Here is an 18,022-nt window from a genome sequence, read left to right as displayed (position 1 = left end):
CCGGTGGGGCTTCTCGCGCAGTTCCCCGCGCCCCTGGAGAGCAGGGGCCTCGGGGATCACCTCTGCAGGATCGACAGGTCCTGGTGCGCCTTCGGGACCGCTACCGTTCCTCGGTCGTCCGGGAGGGTCTGGATGGTGAAGGCGGGGACGGAGTCGAGCTCGGACTCCAGGAGGCGGGAGGCGTAGACGGGGGCGCCGGAGATGGATTCGACGGTGAGGGCGTAGGTGCCCTTGAGGCCGCTCGGGGCCGGCATGTCGACGTGCTGGGTCGTGCCCGCCTTGATCGTGAACGTCTTGCTCGTGGCCTCGCCCCCGCCGCTGCCGGCGGACGCGGTGACCTTGACCTTCGCCGTGCCGGTCGGGGCGGTGAGGGCGAGGGTCGTGCCCTTGGCGCGGTTGTCGGCGACCGTGGCGCGCGCGCCGACCGGGCGGGTCGCCGGGATGAAGGCGGTCTCCCGGTTGTCGCCCTTGCCGCGGACGACCCGGAGGGCGGCCACCACCGGGACCGCCCGGCCCGTGGGGGCGAGGAAGAGGGAGCCCTCCTCGCCCCGGGTGATCTGCCCCAGGTCGGCCGTGGCGGTCATGCCCGCCTTGATGTGCAGCGTCTCGTTGCCGGCCGGGGTGATCGGGCCGTTCGGCGAGGCGAGGCGGAGTTTCAGGTCGGCGTCGGTGTCACCGGGGGCGAAGGCCACTAGGGTCACGGAGGTAGCGTCCTTCGGGATGCCGGGGAGGACGAGGCTGCCGGCCGGGTCGGCGGCGGTGGCGAGCCAGTCGCCGCCCTGCTTGTCGTCCAGGGCCTGGACGGCGGCGGCTACCCGGCCGCTGCGGACGCTGACGTGGACCGTGAGGTCGGCCTCCTTCGCCGCGACGAGCGTCGACAGCAGGACCGGCTCGGAGGCGCGCGGCTGGACCGTGATGCCGTCCCCCACCGTCGACTTCAGGACGCCGTCCTTGCCGTACAGCTCGATGTCGACGACGGCCGCCGAGTCGTCCGGGTTGACGAGGTGGACGTAGTCGGTGCGGCCGGCGGCCGTGGCGGCGCCCGGGAACCAGAACTCCGTGTCCGGGGCGGTGCAGTTGACGCCGAGCAGGCCGCGGCCGGTGCCGGCGGCGACCTCGGTGGTCTCCTGGACCGTCCAGCCGGGGGCGAACTTCCCCTCGGCCGTACCGATCAGCGCGGGAGCGTCACCGCCGTCGGTGCTGCCGGTGACGGGCCTGCCGGGCTCCTTGGCCTCGATGACCGGCTTGGCGGCCTTGCCCTTGCCGTCCTTGTCGTCCTTGCCGCCCGCGTCCGTCGGCCGCCCGCCCGCCGCGACGAGTTCGGCGCCGCCCTCGGCGCCGGTGTCCTTCGTGACGGGGGTGAAGGAGGTGTACGCGGTCTCCGCCAGGTCCGAGGTGCTCGGCTGCGGGCAGAGCAGACTCGTACGCTGCACCGGCAGTTGGGCCGCCGCCTTCGCGTTGGTGTCACCGCCGGCGGTGTCGGGGGTGCTGATCACGGCGAAGCCGGTGACGGCGGCGAGTGCGGTCGCGCCGGCGATCAGGGACAGGGTCTGGCGGTTCACTGCTGGCTCCCGTCGCGGCGCTCGCTGTCGGCGCCGGTGCCGTGCGACGGGTCGTACGTCGCGTCGTAGCCCTGGGTGTACGTCTGGTCGTACGAGGCGGTGTCGCCCCCGTACGAGGCGTACGGGTCGTACTGGCCGCCCTGGTAGGGGTCGGCCTGGTAGTGCTGCTGGTCGTAGGTGCCGGACGGGTACTGCTGCTGGGCGCCCTGGTACTGCTGGTCGTACTGCCCGTACCCGGCACCCGCGGGGGCCGCGTCCCACTCCCCGTACGACTGCTGCTCCGGGACGGGGGCGGCGACCGGTACCTCCTGCGGGAGGTGGGGCAGGTCGGGGTCGGTGGGCTGTTCGGCCTCGGCCTGGGCGCGCAGGCGGCGGGCGCGGCGGCCGTCCCCGGTGACGTCCTGGGCGGGGACGGCGACGGGCTCGTCGGGGAGGTCGTCGTCGACGTCCCGGCGGCGGCCCGGCAGGGCGAGGACCACGAGGACGACGGCGAGCGCGCCCTGGGCCCACAGCCGGCCGGTGTGGGTGACGGGGGCGTCGAAGGTGACGTCCAGGCGGCCGCCGTCCTCGGGGAGGCGGAAGCCCTGGGCCCAGCCGTCGACCGTGGTCGGGGTGAGCGGCTTGCCGTCGAGGGTGGCGGTCCAGGACTCGTCGGCGGTGTCGGCGAGGCGCAGGACGCGGCCGGAGCCGCCGGCCGGGAGGGTGGTGTGCACCTCGACGGGGCCCGCGGCGACGGCCTTCGGGGCGCCGGAGCCGGTCTCGACGGTGACCCGGGCGACCTGGCGGTCCACCCGCCACAGGGCGCTGCCGTCCTGCTGGCTGAGGCGGCTCAGGCCGGGCGTGGCGTCCAGGACGCGGCTGACCTCACGGGGGGAGCCGGGGCGGACGAGGACGTAGCGCACGGCGAAGCCGCCGAGTTCGTCGCTCTGGTCGGCGCCGGAGCCCGCGACGAGGTGGGCTACGACCTGGTCGAGCTGCTTGTTGTCCCCCGCGGCGGCCGTGAGTTCGGCGTCGCCGAGGCGGACGCCGGAGCCGCGTACCAGGGTGTAGCCGACCTCGGCGGTGGAGTCGCTGTCGAGGACCAGGGTGCGGGCCTGGTCGCGGGTGCCGCTCTCCTCGGCGACGAACGCGGGCACCTGGACGGGGTCGCGCCGCTCCAGGGGGCCGTCGGCGCCGCCGAGCACCCAGCCGGCGGCGGCCAGCAGCGGGCCGACGGCGGCGGCCAGCGCGATGAGCACGGCCACCGGCTGCCGCCAGCCGAAGCTCTGCTCGGCCACGCGGTGGCGGGCCCCGTCGGCGCCGAGGGTGGCGGCGGCGAGGAGGGCGAGGCCGTAGACGAGGGTCGAGGGGCCGGCCCAGGTGGAGCCGTTGGAGAGGACCGCGAGGACGAGGGCCACCAGGGCGGCGGTCCAGGCGGTCCGGATCGCCGGCTGACGCTCCGCGCGGAGCAGGGCGGCCAGCGCGGCGAGGACGACGCCGACGAGGGTCAGCCCGCCGACCGTGCCGGGCCCGCCGGGGCTGATGCCGAGCAGATCGGTCGCCGAGGCCGGGCTCCCGCCGTACTCCAGACCGGCCTCCTCGAAGAAGCCGAACGGCAGCAGGGTGAGCGACCAGGGGGCGAGCATCAGCAGCGGGGTGCCCAGCTGGGCGACGAAGCGCGGGCCGTAGGCGGTGATCTCGCGGCGGCGCAGGACGAGGACCCCGAGGCCGAGGAGCAGCGCGAGGGGCCACACGACGGGCGTGAACGCGGTGGTGATCGTCAGCAGCAGCGCGTACGCCCAGGTGGCACGCCAACTGCCGCGCGCCCCCGTGCGGTTGGTGAGTCCGCCGGCGGCGGCGCCCGCGCGGGCGGCGAGCGGCAGCAGGACCGCGAGGACGGCGGTACCGATGCGGCCGGTCGCGAGGGCGCCGGTGACGGCGGGCAGGAAGGCGTAGACGGCGGCGGCCCAGGCCCGCAGCAGCCGGGACTCGACCAGGGAGCGGGAGGCGAAGTACGCGGTGCAGCCGGCCAGGGGCACGGACGCCACCAGGAGCACGGTGACCGCGAGTCCGGCGGAGCCGAACAGGAGGGAGGCGAGCATGGCCACGATCGCGAGATACGGGGGCGCGGCCTCGGAGCCGCCCGCGCCGACCGGGTGCCAGCCGTCCAGGTAGCGCGACCAGAGCGCGGTGGAGTCGGCGGGGGCGGGCAGCAGGGTGCCGCCCGCGAGCGCGCCGCCGCCGAGCAGTTCACGGCAGGCGAGGAACGAGGCGAGCAGCAGCAGTGCGAAGAGGACGGGCCCGGGTGCGCGTGCGACGCGCTTGAGCCGGGCGAACCGCTCGACCTGGAGGAACTCGGCGTCGTCGTCCCCGGGACCCGACTCGGCCGCGCCGCCGTGCCGTCCGGCCTGGGGGGTCTCGGTGTCGGAGCTGCCGAACAGGTCGCCGGCGACCTGTTCCACGGTGGCCCGGACGGTCGCGCCCGGGGGCGGGAACAGCGGGCGCAGTTCGCCCTTGTCGAGCTGCGAGGGGCCCCGTCGGCGGCGCCCGGCGATGATCCGCTCGGGCCGCAGCAGTGTGCTCAGCAGACCGCGGATCTCGTCGACGGCCTGTCCGGGGACCTTGCCGACGAGGTACGCGACGGTTCTGAGCAGGGTGCCGAGGACGATCCGCAGCAGCACCCAGGGGAGCTGCGCGGTACGGGAGTTGACGAGGAGGGTGTAGATCGCGCCCGCCTTGTCGACCATGTGCGGGGAGGCGGCGCTGCGGCCCACGCAGTCGACGGTGCGGCGCTCGCGCGAGGCGGCCTCGGCGTGCCGTACGACGGCTTCGGGGGCGACGAGGACGCGGTGTCCGGCGGTGGTCGCGCGCCAGCACAGGTCGATGTCGTCCCGCATGAGAGGGAGGCGGCGGTCGAAACCGCCCAGTTCCTCGAAGACGTCGCGGCGGACGAGCATGCCGGCGGTGGACACGGCGAGGCTGGGCTTGACGTGGTCGTGCTGGCCCTGGTCCTGCTCGCGGCGGTCCAGGCCGGTCCAGCGGCGGCCGGAGGCGGCAATGGTGACGCCGACCTCCAGGAGCTGGCGCCGGTCGTACCAGCCGCGCAGCTTGGGGCCGACGACGGCGACGTCGTCGCGGCCCAGCTCGCGTTCGTTCTCCACGGCCCGCAGCAGCTGGGCGAGGGCGTCGGGCTCGGGGGCGCAGTCGTCGTGCAGCAGCCACAGCCACTGGACCGGTTCCCCGTGGGGGAGTTCCGGCATGTCGTACGCGTCGTCGCGCCAGCTGCGGGTCACCGGGTCCCAGCCGCTGGGGCGCCTGAGGTACGCCAGGTCGTCCTCGGTGAGGACGCCTGCGGTGCGGTTGGCCTCCTCGACGGCCTGGCCGAAACCGGTCCGCCGGGCGAGGTGCAGGACGCGGTCCGCGCCGAGGGCGTCGGACAGGAGCCGGGCGGAGTCGTCCGCGCTGCCGGTGTCGGCCGCCATGGCGCTCTGCACGGGGCGCTCCTGGCCGAGCAGCCCGGCGAGTGCGTCGGGCAGCCAGCGGGCGCCGTCGTGCGCGACGAGGACCGCGGTCACCACATGGCGTGGGAACTCAGGAGCTGCGTCCTGGTGAGCTGAGGTGTGGCTGTGCACGGACATCGAGGTACGGGCCCCGGTTCGCTGGACTGCGGTGGACGTCTGTGTCCGGCGGGGACAGCGGGACGTCTCGGACGAGGGCCCACACTAACGGCTGAGCAGCACGGCGGCCCGCCGCCTGTGGACAACCCACGTGCGACGGGCCGTACATGTTCGGTTGCTTCTGTTCGACTGTTCCCGGGACGGGTCGGGTGCTCCGGGACGGGTCAGACGGCCGCCTTCTTCAGACGGCGGCGCTCACGCTCGGACAGGCCGCCCCAGATACCGAACCGCTCGTCGTTGGCGAGGGCGTACTCGAGGCATTCGGAGCGGACCTCGCAGGCGAGGCAGACCTTCTTGGCCTCGCGGGTCGAGCCGCCCTTCTCGGGGAAGAAGGACTCGGGATCGGTCTGGGCGCACAGCGCGCGCTCCTGCCAGCCGAGTTCTTCGTCCGCGTCGTCGACCAGCAGTTGCTGCACGAGCTCGGTCATGTGCGCCCCTCGTCCGTCTTTCGCGTCCCCGTCGTGCGGCCGTTACCGATTTCGGCTGAACGACACGAGTGAAATTACAAGTGTGCTGCTACGGGCGAGTCAAGCCGAGATCTGCTATTGAGCCCCTTATTCACTCTGCGGAACCAAGGCTATGCGGAAAGTGTTCAAATCGGCATAAACCCTGACAGCAGCCTGGCGACAGGCGGGAGTTCCGGTGGGGTTCTCCCTCCCTTACGGGAAGAGACGCCCAGGAGTTCGATCTCGTTCCGCCTCGTTCGAGCCGGCCCGCTCCGGACACGCCCACGACCCGCCACGCGCGAGCGGCGGCTTGCCCGGTTGGACGCCATGTCTCCCCGATACCCGGGGCACAAACCTTTCGTCGCACGGATGCACCGAAAGAGGTGAACCGGCATCCACATACCGGACGGGAAGTTGACAGCGGAGGTGTGAACCGCTGTGCTTATGGGCATGCTCGCGAACTTGGCACTCACCTCGACCCGCTCCGCCGGGTCCCTCGGTGCTGCTCGCTGTCGCTGTAGCTGTTGCTGTCCCAGCTGTTGAGCCTCACCCGCTCCGGCTGCCGCTGAGCCCGTCCCGGCTCGGCCGCTGTTCCCTTTCGCCCGGAAGACCGGGCCCGCGCCCCGCCCGCGCCCCACGCGGACGGCAGGTGACACCCCGCCCTCCCCCACGCACTCCGTCGAGGACCTCCCCACTTCATGAACAGCGACAGCGACCTCCAGATCGCCGGCGACCTTCTCGAAGTACCGCACCTCCTCCAGGCGCCGCGCCAACACCCGGGCACCGTGGCCGAGTTCGCCGGACTGGCCCGTTCCCTCGCCGGCGACCGCTCCCGGTGGGAGCACCTCGTCGAGTACGACGCGACCAGCCGCTGGTACCACCGGCTGCTGACCGGCCCCGGGTACGAGGTGTGGCTGCTGTCGTGGGTGCCGGGCCAGGGCACCGGGCTGCACGACCACGGGGGCTCCTCCGGCGTACTGACGGTGCTCGACGGCACGCTGACCGAGCGCACCGACCGGGGCACGCGCGTGCTCGGCGCGGGCGCGCAGCGCGTCTTCGCGCCGGGTTACGCGCACGAGGTCGTCAACGACACGCTGGAACCGGCCGTCAGTCTGCACATCTACTACCCGGGCCTGACGGAGATGCCGATGCACACGAAGGCATGCACGGCCCAGGGGGCGGCCGTCACGGCCTGACCGCCGGACCGCGGGGAACCGGCCGCGCTCACGGGCGGCCGACCCGCTGTCGGCCCCGCCTGCGAGACTGCTCCCATGCGCATTGTGGTTCTGGCAGGCGGCATCGGTGGTGCCCGGTTCCTGCGCGGTCTGAAGCGGGCCGCGCCGGACGCGGACATCACGGTCGTCGGCAACACGGGGGACGACATCCACCTCTTCGGGCTGAAGGTCTGCCCGGACCTCGACACGGTGATGTACACGCTCGGCGGCGGCATCAACGAGGAGCAGGGCTGGGGACGGGCCGACGAGACCTTCCACCTCAAGGAGGAGCTGGCGGCGTACGGCGTCGGGCCCGAGTGGTTCGGGCTGGGTGACCGGGACTTCGCCACGCACATCGTGCGGACGCAGATGATCAGTGCCGGGTTTCCGCTGAGCGCGGTCACCGAAGCGCTGTGCGACCGGTGGAAGCCGGGGGTGCGGCTCCTGCCGATGACCGACGACCGCGTCGAGACCCATGTCGCCGTCACGATGCCCGACAGCGGCTCGGGCACGGGGTCGGACTCGGGGTCCGGCGCGGGGTCCGGCGAGCGCAGGGCGATCCATTTCCAGGAGTACTGGGTTCGGCTGCGGGCCTCCGTGCCGGCCGAGGCGATCGTGCCGGTCGGTGCCGAGCAGGCGAAGCCGGCGCCCGGGGTGCTGGAGGCCCTGGCCGAGGCGGACGTGATCCTCTTCCCGCCGTCCAACCCCGTCGTCTCCATCGGCACGATCCTCGCCGTGCCCGGCATCCGGGAGGCGATCGCCGAGGCCGGGGTGCCGGTCGTGGGCCTCTCCCCCATCGTCGGTGACGCCCCCGTGCGCGGTATGGCGGACAAGGTCCTCGCCGCCGTCGGCGTGGAGTCCACCGCCGCGGCCGTCGCCGAGCACTACGGCTCGGGGCTGCTCGACGGCTGGCTCGTCGACACGGTCGACGCGGGCGTCGTCGAGCGGGTGGAGAGCGCCGGCATCCGGTGCCGGGCCGTGCCGCTGATGATGACCGACCTGGACGCCACGGCGGCGATGGCCCGCGAGGCGCTGGCACTGGCGGAGGAGGTGCGGGGAGCGTGAGCATGAGCACGGGGAGCATGAGCACGGAGAGCGGGAACGCGGAGAGCGGGAACGGCGTGGCGCCCGGCGCCGGGTACCGGGTCTGGGCCCTGGAGGGCATCCCCGAGGTGCGCGAGGGGGACGACCTCGCCAAGGTGATCGCCGCGGCCGCGCCGGAGCTGGCCGACGGGGACGTGCTGCTCGTCACCTCGAAGATCGTGTCCAAGGCCGAGGGGCGTGTCGTGGAGGCGGCCGACCGGGAGGCCGCGATCGACGCCGAGACCGTGCGGGTGGTGGCGCGGCGCGGGGCGCTGCGGATCGTGGAGAACCGGCAGGGGCTGGTGATGGCCGCCGCCGGGGTCGACGCCTCCAACACGCCCTCCGGGACCGTGCTGTTGCTGCCCGAGGACCCCGACGCCTCCGCGCGGGCGATCCGGGACGGTGTCAGGGACGCGCTCGGTGTCGAGGTCGGAGTCGTCGTCACCGACACGTTCGGGCGACCCTGGCGCAGCGGGCTGACGGATGTCGCCATCGGCGCGGCCGGTGTACGGGTCCTCGACGACCTGCGCGGCGGAACCGACGCGCACGGCAACCCGCTCAGCGCCACCGTCGTCGCCACCGCCGACGAGCTGGCCGGCGCGGGCGACCTGGTGAAGGGCAAGGCCGCCGGGCGGCCCGTCGCCGTCGTGCGCGGGCTCGGCCACGTGGTGGCCGAGGACGACGGCGAGGGCACGCGGGGCCTGGTCCGGGGGGCGCGGGACGACATGTTCCGGCTCGGCACCTCCGAGGCCGTACGGCTGGCGGTGACGCAGCGGCGTACGGTCCGGGCGTTCACGGACGAGCCGGTCGACCCCGGGGCGGTGCGGCGGGCCGTGGCCGCCGCCGTGACCGCGCCGGCGCCGCACCACACGACGCCGTGGCGGTTCGTGCTGCTGGAGTCCGAGGAGTCACGGGTACGGCTGCTCGACGCCATGCGGGACGCGTGGATCGCGGATCTGCGGCGGGACGGCAAGAGCGAGGAGTCGGTCGCGAAGCGGGTGCGGCGCGGGGACGTCCTGCGCAACGCGCCGTACCTGGTGGTGCCCTGTCTGGTGATGGACGGGTCGCACTTCTACGGGGACGCGCGGCGGGACGCGGCCGAACGGGAGATGTTCGTGGTCGCGACCGGCGCCGGCGTGCAGAACTTCCTCGTCGCGCTGGCCGGGGAACGCCTGGGGTCGGCGTGGGTCTCCTCGACGATGTTCTGCCGGGACGTCGTGCGGGACGTGCTGGCGCTGCCGGAGGGGTGGGACCCGATGGGGGCGGTCGCCGTGGGCCACGCCGCCGGGGAGCCTCCGGCGCGGGCCGAACGGGACGCGGGGGCGTTCGTCGAGGTCCGCTGAGCGGGCTCGGAAAGCCGCGGGCGGCCTCGGACAGGCCCTAGGCTCGTAGGGCACGCATCTCTGCTCAGGACCTCTTCCTAGGACCTTCTCTTGGCCGGACGTTTCCCTCAGCGGCCCACCCGTACGACTGTGCGGGGTGGACATGTCGTCGTGCCCGGTGGGGTGCCTCGGCAGGCCGTGGCGGCGGGGAAGCGGCGCACCTGGGTGCCTGAGGGCCCGCTCGATCCGGGGCTCGTGCTGGGGCCGCTGCGCCGGGGGCCCCACGATCCGACCTTCCGGGCCGTGCCGGACGGGTCCGTGTGGCGGGCCAGCCGGACACCGGTGGGCCCCGGGACCCTGCGGGTGGCCCTGCGGGGCGGTGTCGTCGAGGCGGAGGCGTGGGGGCCCGGGGGTGAGTGGCTCCTCGACGGGGTGCCGTCGCTGCTCGGGGCGTCGGACGAGCCGGACGCGTTCGTGCCCAGGCACCGGGCCGTGGCGATGGCCTGGCGTCGCCGGCCGGGGCTGCGCCTGACGCGGACCGGGCTGGTGCTGGAGTCGTTGATCCCGTCGGTGCTGGAGCAGAAGGTCACGACGGACGAGGCGTACCGGGCGTGGCGGTTGCTCGTACGGAAGTTCGGGGAGCCGGCGCCGGGGCCCGTGCCGCCGGGGATGTTCGTGATGCCCTCGGTCCGGGAGTGGGCGCTGATCCCGTCCTGGGAGTGGCATCGGGCCGGGGTCGACGACAAGCGGGCGTCGACGATCCTGCGGGCGGTGCGGGTGGCGGGGCGGCTGGAGGAGGCCGTGGGGATGTCGCCGGAGGAGGCGCGGGCCCGGTGGGAGCGGGTGCCGGGGATCGGGCCGTGGACCTCGGCGGAGACGGTTCAGCGCAGTCATGGGGCGGCGGACGCGGTGACCGTGGGGGATCTGCATCTGCCGGGGATCGTGGGGTTCGTGCTGGCGGGGGACCGGGATGCGGACGACTCGGTGATGTTGTCGTTGCTGGAGCCGTATGCGGGGCAGCGGCATCGGGCGGCTCGGTTGATCCTGTTGTCGGGGCGGGGGCCGGCTCGGCGGGCGCCCCGGATGCCGCGTGGGGATATCGGGCGCCTGTAGTTTTTCGCCCCCGCCGCCCCTACCCGTCCCATCCTCCAGGGGCTGCGCCCCTTCGCCCCCGGACGTCCGCCCGGTGGGGCTTCTCGCGCAGTTCCCCGCGCCCCTGAAAAGCAGGGGCTGCGCGACCAGCCCCCACTCACCCGCACCCGACAACCCTCCCGGCGCTCACTGGTCCGACGAGAAGCGGAGCGCCCCCGTGGGGATCTGGGCGTCGCACCAGACCCGGACTCCCGTGCGCAGTTCGTTGTCGGCGCCGATGACCGCGCCGTCGCCGATGACCGCGCCGGTGAGGACGGAGCGTTCGCCGATGCGGGCGCGGGCGCCGATGAGGGAGTCGGTGATGACCGCGCCGGGTTCGACGACCGCGCCGGCCAGGACCGTGCTGCCGTAGACCCGGGCGCCCTCCCCGACGAACGCGCCCTCGCCGACGACCGTGCCGCCGGTCAGCTTGGCGTCGCCCGCGACCCGGGCGGTGGGCAGGACCAGGCGGTCGCCGCAGCGGCCGGGGACGGCGGGGGACGGGGCGCGGCCGAGGACGAGGTCCGCCGAGCCGCGGACGAAGGCCGCGGGGGTTCCGAGGTCCAGCCAGTACGTCGAGTCGACCATGCCCTGCAGATGCGCGCCCGCCGCCAGCAGGTCCGGGAACGTCTCGCGTTCCACCGAGACCGGGCGGCCCGCCGGGATCGTGTCGATGACCGAGCGGCGGAAGACGTACGCCCCCGCGTTGATCTGGTCGGTGACGATCTCCTCGGGCGTCTGGGGCTTCTCGAGAAAGGCGAGGACCCTGCCCGTCCCGTCGGTGGGGACGAGGCCGTAGGCGCGGGGGTCGGTCACCTGGGTCAGGTGGAGGGAGACGTCCGCGCCGGTCGTCTCGTGGGTGGTGACCAGGCGGCGGATGTCCAGGCCGGTGAGGATGTCGCCGTTGAAGACGAGGACCGGGTCCTCGGGGCCGGAGTGGAGGTGCGAGGCGGCGTTGCGGATCGCGCCGCCCGTGCCCAGCGGTTCCTCCTCCGTGACGTACTCGAGGTGGAGGCCGAGGGCGGAGCCGTCGCCGAAGTGGGGTTCGAAGACCTCGGCGAGGTAGGAGGTGGCGAGGACTATGTGGTCGACACCCGCGGCTCTGGCTCTCGCCAACTGGTGGGTGAGGAAGGGGACTCCGGCCGCCGGGACCATGGGTTTGGGAGTGTGCACCGTGAGCGGGCGCAGCCGGGTGCCTCTGCCGCCGACCAGGAGGATCGCTTCTGTCACCTGTCGTCTCTGCTTCCTGCCGGGACCGGCCGAACTGTCATTCGACCGGCCAGTGTATGCAGACCGTTCCATGGCGCCTTCGTGGCCGTGCGCGGGGCCGTCGGCGTGCGGCGAGGCGCGCCGGCGGCGGAGGTGCGTCGAGGGCGCGCCGGGCGCGCCCTCGGGTCGTGCGGTGATCCGGGTGCGGGGCTCCGGCCGGCCACCGGACGTTCGCCGGGGCGCGCACCCCGGTCTCCCCTACGCCCTGTGGCCGCGCTATCGGCCCTGATAGCGGGCCGCCTCCGTGCGGGCCGTGCCGAGCTTTCCGTAGAGGCGCCCTCCGGGGCACTCGGTCGCGAACCCGTCCCGGTGGCCGGAGATCACATGCAGTCGTACCTTCTTGCCCTTTGCGTAGAGATTGCCACCACCCGACGTGAGGTAGGTCTTGCCCTTGGGGTTCGCACCGTAAAGACCGAGTTTCCAAGCGGTTAGTTGCGCGATTCCCTTGACCGCCACCGCGGGCGGCTTGGTGGTGCCGTAGCTGCCGAGGACCGCGACGCCCATGCTGTTGGTGTTGAAGCCGAGGGTGTGCGCGCCCATGACGGGCTTCGCGACGCCACCCGCGCGCCCCTCGTAGATGTTTCCGCACTTGTCGACGAGGAAGTTGTAGCCGATGTCCCGCCAGCCGCTGCTCACGACGTGGTAGCGGTAGATACTGCGGATGACCGAAGGGGCCTGCGCGCACTTGTAGTTGTTGCCGGAGGCCGTGTGGTGCACGAAGGCCGCGCTGACCCGTGTGGTGTAGCGGAAGTCACGCTCGCGCAGCTTCTCGTCCGCGCCCCAGCCGGCCCGCGTGACGATGCGGGGGCGGGGTCCGATGTACGGCTTCACCCCGGGCGCCACGTTCGCCAGCCGCTCCTCCGTCTCCTTGCGGGTCAGCGCCGCGATCGCGGTGGAACCGAGCGGCGCGAGGTCGGCGTTGACGGCGGAGGCGGCGGCCGACTCGGCGGTCAGGGCGCCCAGTCGCGGCGCGTCCGCGGGGGTGCCGACGGGCGGGGGGTCGGCCGCGTGCGCGGCGTTCGGCCCCGCGGCGCCCTCCAGGGTGCCGGCGCCCGGGTCGACCAGTTCGAGGCGTAGGCCGTCCGGGAGCATCTGGACGCCCGGCGCGGTCGTACGGCCCTGGGTCTCTGCGCGTACGCGGACCTCGACGCCGTCGGAGTCGCCGACCCACAGCGGGGCGGTGGAGCCGCGCACCCGGCCCGAGGAGCGCTCGGCGGTGTCGGGGTCGGCGGCGTGCTCGTGGTTGTGCGTCTCCACGTCCTGCCAGCCGGACCAGCGGGCGGTGCCCGTGGCGCGGGTGCGGACCTGGACGCGGCCCTGGAGTTCGGTGTCCGGGTCGTCCCAGACGACACCGACCAGGGAGAAGGACCGTACGTCCCGCTTGCCGAGGCCCTGTTCGGCGGCGGCCGGGCCGAGGTTCCGGTCCGCGCCGAGGGGGTCCAGGGGGAGGGACTGGGTGCTGCCGGACGCGGGCGCGAGCGCGAGCGGGGCGGTCGGGGCCGGGGTCCGCGCCGGGTGCAGGGCCGCCGTGGAGGACGAGTCCGTCGGGGTCGCCGCGGAAGCCGTCGCCGGGAGTGCCGCCGGGAGCGCGAGTGCCGCCGCGCAGGTGACGCCGATCGAGGACGCGAGGAATCGTGATCTACGCATACGTCCGATCCTGGACATAGTCATACATATCTGTCCATTGCGGAATTGACGGCCCGTCGGCTGCGCTCCGCCGAACCGGTGGCGATTCCGGTCCGCCCGGGGCCGCGGGCGGACGGGTCCCCGCGTACGCTTACGCGGGTGAACGCCACCGACCGCACCCCTGCCGACCTGCTGCGATCCGCGCTTGCCGCGGACCCCGCGCGCCCCCTGGTGACCTTCTACGACGACGCCACGGGCGAGCGGGTCGAATTGTCCGTGGCCACCTTCGCCAATTGGGTGGCCAAGACCGCGAACCTCCTCCAGGGCGAACTGTCGGCGGAGCCGGGCGACCGGGTCGCGCTGCTGCTGCCGGCGCACTGGCAGACGGCGGTGTGGCTGCTGGCCTGTTCGTCCGTGGGGGTGGTCGCCGAGATCGGCGCGGACCCGGGGGCGGCCGATGTCGTGGTGAGCGGGCCGGACACGCTGGACGCGGCCCGGGCGTGCTCCGGGGAGCGGATCGCTCTCGCGCTGCGGCCGCTCGGGGGACGCTTCCCGCAGGCCCCGGCCGGGTTCGCCGACTATGCCGTGGAAGTGCCCTCGCAGGGGGACCGGTTCGTGGCGTACGCGCCGGTGGATCCCGAGGAGGCGGCGCTGGTCGTGGCCGGGCGGGAGTTCAGCGGGGCGGAGGTCGTGGAGCGGGCCCGGGCGGAGGCGGGGGGTCTGGGGCTGACGGGGCCCGGGTCCCGGTTGCTGTCGGGGCTGGGCTACGACACGTGGGAGGGGCTGTCCGCGGGGCTGTACGGGCCGCTCGCGAGCGGCGGGTCCGTGGTGCTGTGCCGGCATCTCGGGGAGCTGAGTGAGGACGCGCTGGCCAAGCGGGTCGAGAGTGAGCGGGTCACCGCGACCGCGCGGTGACGCTCCGCTCCGGGGCGGCTCGGGGGCGGGGCTCTTGGTGACGTGGCTCTCGGTGGTGCCGTGACGCGGTGAGGCCGTGGGGGTGCGGCGATCGGGCGGCTGCGGGTGGCGGGTGGTTGCTCGCGCAGTTCCCCGCGCCCCTTTCGGGCGCGGCTGCCGCTCGGGTCCCTCGGGCGGCGCGGCCCTATCCGTCACTCCGGCACGGAACAGACCACCCCTCCCCCAGCGGCTGCGGGTAGTCGTGGGTTGCTCGCGCAGTTCCCCGCGCCCCTTTCGGGCGCGGGTGCCGCTCGGGTCCCTCGGGCGGCGCGGCCCTTCCCGCCGCTCCGACACGGAACAGCCCACCCCTCCGGACTCAGGCCCACCAGGCAGCCCCGCCCTTTCGGACTCAGGCCGCAGAACGCCGCCTCCTCCCCCTCGACCGCCCCGCACCCCTCCCCCATTCGGCCCAGCCCCGGCCGCCTCCACGCCCCCCTCGCGCCATCGTCGTAGGTGCAGCGACTCTCTCGTACACGGTGAGGGGTGGCCGGAAGTGGACGACGCCGGAGGCAGGGCGGTGGGGCTGGGGCCCGGTGCGGGCGGATCGCCCACCGGGGCCGGGCCCCGGCGTCGGCGTCGGCGGTGGGCGCGCTGGGTCGCGGGCGGGGTGGGGCTGCTGGTCGTCGGGGCCGTGGGCGTGGGGTGGGTGGCGTACCGGAAGCTGGACGGGAACATCACGTCGGACCGGACGGCGGCGGACGAGCTGGCACGGTTCGAGAAGGAGCGGCCGACGGCGCTCGTGCGCGGCGCGCAGAACATTCTCGTCATCGGGTCGGACTCGCGGGCGGGCAACGGGAACGACGAATACGGACGCGACTCGGGGACCGAGCGGTCGGACACCACGATCCTGCTGCATCTCGCGGCCGACCGGCGGAGCGCGACCGCGGTGTCGCTGCCCCGGGACCTGATGGTGGACGTGCCGAGCTGCCGCCGGGCGGACGGACGCCGCACCGAACCGGCGTTCACCATGTTCAACCGCGCGTTCCAGATGGGCGGTTCGGCCTGTACCGTCCGGACGGTCGAGCGGATGACAGACATCCGGATCGACCATCACGTCGTCGTGGACTTCAACGGCTTCAAGGAGATGGTCGACGCCGTCGACGGGGTCGAGGTGTGCCTCGCCGAACCCATTCACGACGAACAGGCCGATCTGCGGCTGCCCGCGGGCCGGGTGAAACTCAGCGGGGAACAGGCGCTCGGGTACGTACGGGCCCGGAAGTCGCTCGGGGACGGCAGCGACACGGAACGGATGGACCGGCAGCAGCGATTCCTCGGGGCGCTGGCCGCGAAGGTGCGCGGCAATGACGTCCTGCTGAATCCGGTGAAGCTGTATCCGGTCCTGGACGCGGCCACGTCGTCGCTCACCACGGACCCCGGACTGGCGAGTCTGCGCGGGCTCTACGACCTTGTGCGCGGTCTGCGCACGATTCCCATGGAAAAGGTGCAATTCCTGACCGTTCCCAGGAAGTCGTATGTGTACGACGCCAATCGTGATGAGCTCGTCGAACCGGCGGCACGAAGACTTTTCGCACGACTGCGCGCCGACGAGCCCCTGGCCATCGCCCGGGAACTGCCCGGCGGGAAGCGGGCAGGGCGCACGGAACGGCTTTCGGGAAGCCCGTCCGGGACACCGGATCCGGTGCCGACTTTCCGCGGGAGCACGGCCGCGGAGAAGGACTGCGCGTGACCCCGAAGCGGTTCCGCAGGTAAAGCGCGCGTCAACACCAGGAACAAATGCTCTAGGAAATGGGCAGATTGCCCAGGTGTAGGGACGTGCAATTTGTCACCGCCGTCGCTTGACGCCTGATCGGGCGGCTAGTGTGAGCGATCCGGTGCGTCGGCCCTTCGGTCGCGCACCAGTTGTATCGAGACCCGAGCGTCCTTTGAGGGGGAAGGCGCCGCGTGGCCCCGACGGAGGAATCAGACAACCGTGGACGCGCAAGGCCGTGGGCGGGCGGACGACATCGACCCCGCAGACCAGTGGGTACTCAACCCGAACACCGGTGAATACGAACTGCGACTGAGCCCTTCCGCACCGCAGTCGGCGGTGCCGAGGCCGCGCCGGGCGGCGCCCGCCACGGCGGGGGCCAAGGTGACGGCGGGCGCCTCCGCGCGCTCCGCGTCGGCGGGCACGGACACCCGGGAGATCCCCGACACGCTGCCGGGCCCCCGGCGCCGGCGGGGCACGCCCGAGGAGGACCCGCTGCCGGGCCGCCGGGGCGGCCGTGGCAGGACCAAGGCGAAGCCCAAGAAGTCGACGGGCAAACGGATCCTGGTGTGGACGGGCGGCACGCTGGCCTTCCTGCTGGTCGGGGTGACCGCCGGCGGTTACCTGTACCTCCAGCACCTCAACGGCAACATCGACAAGATCCCGGACGACGGCGCGAGCACCGGCGGCTTCAGCAAGGACCGGGCGATCAACCTGCTGGTGATCGGCACCGACAAGCGGACCGGCGCGGGCAACGGCAGCTACGGCGACAAGGACAGCGTCGGCCACGCCGACACCACGATCCTGCTGCACGTCTCCAAGGACCGTTCGAACGCGACCGCGATGAGCATCCCGCGCGACATGATCGTGGACGTCCCGGACTGTCTGACCACGCAGGAGGACGGCTCCAAGAAGAACATCCGGGGCACCCAGAACGTCCGGTTCAACACCAGCCTCGGCCAGTACGGCCGCACTCCGAGCTGCACGATGCGCACCGTGGAGGAGCTGACCGGCATCAAATCGGACCACTTCATGGTGGCCGACTTCAACGCGGTGAAGACGCTCTCCACGGCGATCGGCGGCGTCGAGGTCTGCCTCGCCAAGCCCATCAAGGACTCCAAGTCCAAGCTCGACCTCTCCGAGGGCAAGCACACCATCCAGGGCGAGCAGGCGCTGGCGTTCCTGCGCACCCGCTACAGCGTGGGCCTCGGCAGCGACCTGAGCCGGATCGAGCTGCAGCAGCAGTTCCTCAGCTCGATGATCCGCCAGATGAAGTCCGAGGACACGCTCACCGACCCGACGAAGGTGGTGAATCTCGCCGAGGCGGCCACCAGCGCGCTGTCCGTCGACTCCACGATCACCGACATCCAGAAGCTGGCCTCGCTCGGCCAGGAGGTCGGCAAGGTGAAGACGAAGAACATCACCTTCACCACCGTCCCGGTCGTCGACAACACCGACGGCGCGACCGTGTTGCCCATGCCGCAGAAGGCCGAGCAGCTGTTCTCGACGATCCGGAACGACATCTCGCTCACCGAGGTGAAGAAGCAGAAGAAGGCGAAGGAGGCGGCGAAGCTCAAGGGCAAGCGTGCCGACGCCTCCGAGGTCCGGGTCAGCGTCTACAACGGCGGTGCCGAGGCCGGCAGCGCACAGGCCACTCTCAGCTGGCTGCAGAATGATGTGGGCGTGACCAAGTCGAGCCAGCTCGGCAACGCCGACAAGACGTTGTCGAAGACGACCCTCGCGTACGACCCCGGCCAGGCCGACCAGGCGCGCAAGCTGGCCGACCTCATGGGTCTGTCCGCGTCCGCGCTGAAGCCCGGCAAGGGCAACAGCGAGACCAACGCCCAGGGGCTGCCCTCGATGGTGCTGACCCTCGGCAAGGACTTCCAGGGAGCAGGGGTGCCGCTGGACGCGACGTCCGCGGCGGATCTGGACGTCGAGAAGAACACCGCGGACAAGGAAAAGTGCGCCAGTTGATGACCTGAGGGGGTCGTGGCGCGTCTTTCCGGACGCAAGTGCAGTCGAGAGTCGGTGACTCACCGGGTGGGCGC

At 73.1% G+C, this 18,022-nt stretch carries 12 protein-coding genes; 7 read left to right on the top strand and 5 right to left on the bottom strand.

The annotated features are described in order from the left end of the window. Positions 1 to 56: 56 nt before the first annotated feature. The 3 genes from ACFU5F_RS14945 to ACFU5F_RS14935 form a co-directional block, all read right to left on the bottom strand. Entirely contained in the window at positions 57 to 1,562 is a 1,506-nt protein-coding gene (locus ACFU5F_RS14945; RefSeq protein ID WP_383886879.1) for a DUF5719 family protein, read from the bottom strand. Further along, positions 1,559 to 5,179 carry a glycosyltransferase gene (locus tag ACFU5F_RS14940; protein WP_383886877.1) on the bottom strand — a complete coding sequence of 1,207 codons (3,621 nt, stop codon included), beginning with the start codon at positions 5,177 to 5,179 and terminating at the stop codon, positions 1,559 to 1,561. Before ACFU5F_RS14940 ends, ACFU5F_RS14945 begins: the two co-directional genes overlap by 4 nt. Positions 5,180 to 5,382: 203 nt before the next feature. Further along, a complete protein-coding gene (locus ACFU5F_RS14935) occupies positions 5,383 to 5,646 on the bottom strand; it encodes a WhiB family transcriptional regulator (RefSeq protein ID WP_003975777.1) in 264 nt (87 codons plus the stop codon). A gap of 716 nt (positions 5,647 to 6,362) precedes the next feature. Here ACFU5F_RS14935 and ACFU5F_RS14930 point away from each other — a divergent pair. The 4 genes from ACFU5F_RS14930 (at position 6,363) to ACFU5F_RS14915 (ending at position 10,396) form a co-directional block, all read left to right on the top strand. Beyond that, on the top strand, positions 6,363 to 6,860 hold the full coding sequence (locus ACFU5F_RS14930) for a cysteine dioxygenase (RefSeq protein ID WP_383886875.1): 498 nt from the start codon (positions 6,363 to 6,365) through the stop codon (positions 6,858 to 6,860). Between the two features lie 75 nt (positions 6,861 to 6,935). Then, positions 6,936 to 7,943 carry a 2-phospho-L-lactate transferase gene (gene cofD / locus ACFU5F_RS14925; RefSeq protein WP_383886873.1) on the top strand — a complete coding sequence of 336 codons (1,008 nt, stop codon included), beginning with the start codon at positions 6,936 to 6,938 and terminating at the stop codon, positions 7,941 to 7,943. 17 nt (positions 7,944 to 7,960) lie between these two features. Next, a complete protein-coding gene (locus tag ACFU5F_RS14920; RefSeq protein ID WP_383886911.1) occupies positions 7,961 to 9,304 on the top strand; it encodes a coenzyme F420-0:L-glutamate ligase in 1,344 nt (447 codons plus the stop codon). A gap of 90 nt (positions 9,305 to 9,394) precedes the next feature. Continuing rightward, positions 9,395 to 10,396, top strand: a complete 1,002-nt coding sequence (locus ACFU5F_RS14915) for a DNA-3-methyladenine glycosylase family protein (RefSeq protein ID WP_383886871.1) — start codon at positions 9,395 to 9,397, stop codon at positions 10,394 to 10,396. A 165-nt stretch (positions 10,397 to 10,561) separates the two neighbouring features. Here the strand turns inward: ACFU5F_RS14915 and ACFU5F_RS14910 are convergent, their stop codons facing one another. Further along, positions 10,562 to 11,644, bottom strand: a complete 1,083-nt coding sequence (locus tag ACFU5F_RS14910) for a sugar phosphate nucleotidyltransferase (RefSeq protein ID WP_383886869.1) — start codon at positions 11,642 to 11,644, stop codon at positions 10,562 to 10,564. 255 nt (positions 11,645 to 11,899) lie between these two features. Beyond that, positions 11,900 to 13,348, bottom strand: a complete 1,449-nt coding sequence (locus tag ACFU5F_RS14905) for a peptidoglycan recognition protein (RefSeq protein ID WP_383886910.1) — start codon at positions 13,346 to 13,348, stop codon at positions 11,900 to 11,902. Between the two features lie 120 nt (positions 13,349 to 13,468). On the opposite strand from ACFU5F_RS14905, the gene ACFU5F_RS14900 reads away from it, so the two are divergent. The 3 genes from ACFU5F_RS14900 to ACFU5F_RS14890 all read left to right on the top strand — a co-directional run bounded on the left by ACFU5F_RS14900 (position 13,469) and on the right by ACFU5F_RS14890 (position 17,948). Then, on the top strand, positions 13,469 to 14,224 hold the full coding sequence (locus tag ACFU5F_RS14900) for a TIGR03089 family protein (protein ID WP_383886867.1): 756 nt from the start codon (positions 13,469 to 13,471) through the stop codon (positions 14,222 to 14,224). Positions 14,225 to 14,756: 532 nt separating this feature from the next. Then, positions 14,757 to 15,950, top strand: coding sequence for an LCP family protein (locus ACFU5F_RS14895; RefSeq protein WP_383886865.1), 1,194 nt, complete (start codon positions 14,757 to 14,759; stop codon positions 15,948 to 15,950). A gap of 243 nt (positions 15,951 to 16,193) precedes the next feature. Then, positions 16,194 to 17,948, top strand: coding sequence for an LCP family protein (locus ACFU5F_RS14890; protein ID WP_383886863.1), 1,755 nt, complete (start codon positions 16,194 to 16,196; stop codon positions 17,946 to 17,948). Positions 17,949 to 18,022 lie beyond the last annotated feature (74 nt).

Source organism: Streptomyces sp. NPDC057438, assembly GCF_042802995.1.
Lineage (GTDB): Bacteria > Actinomycetota > Actinomycetes > Streptomycetales > Streptomycetaceae > Streptomyces.
Note: the sequence above shows the minus strand (reverse complement) of the source record. Positions and strands in the feature narration are given on the sequence as shown.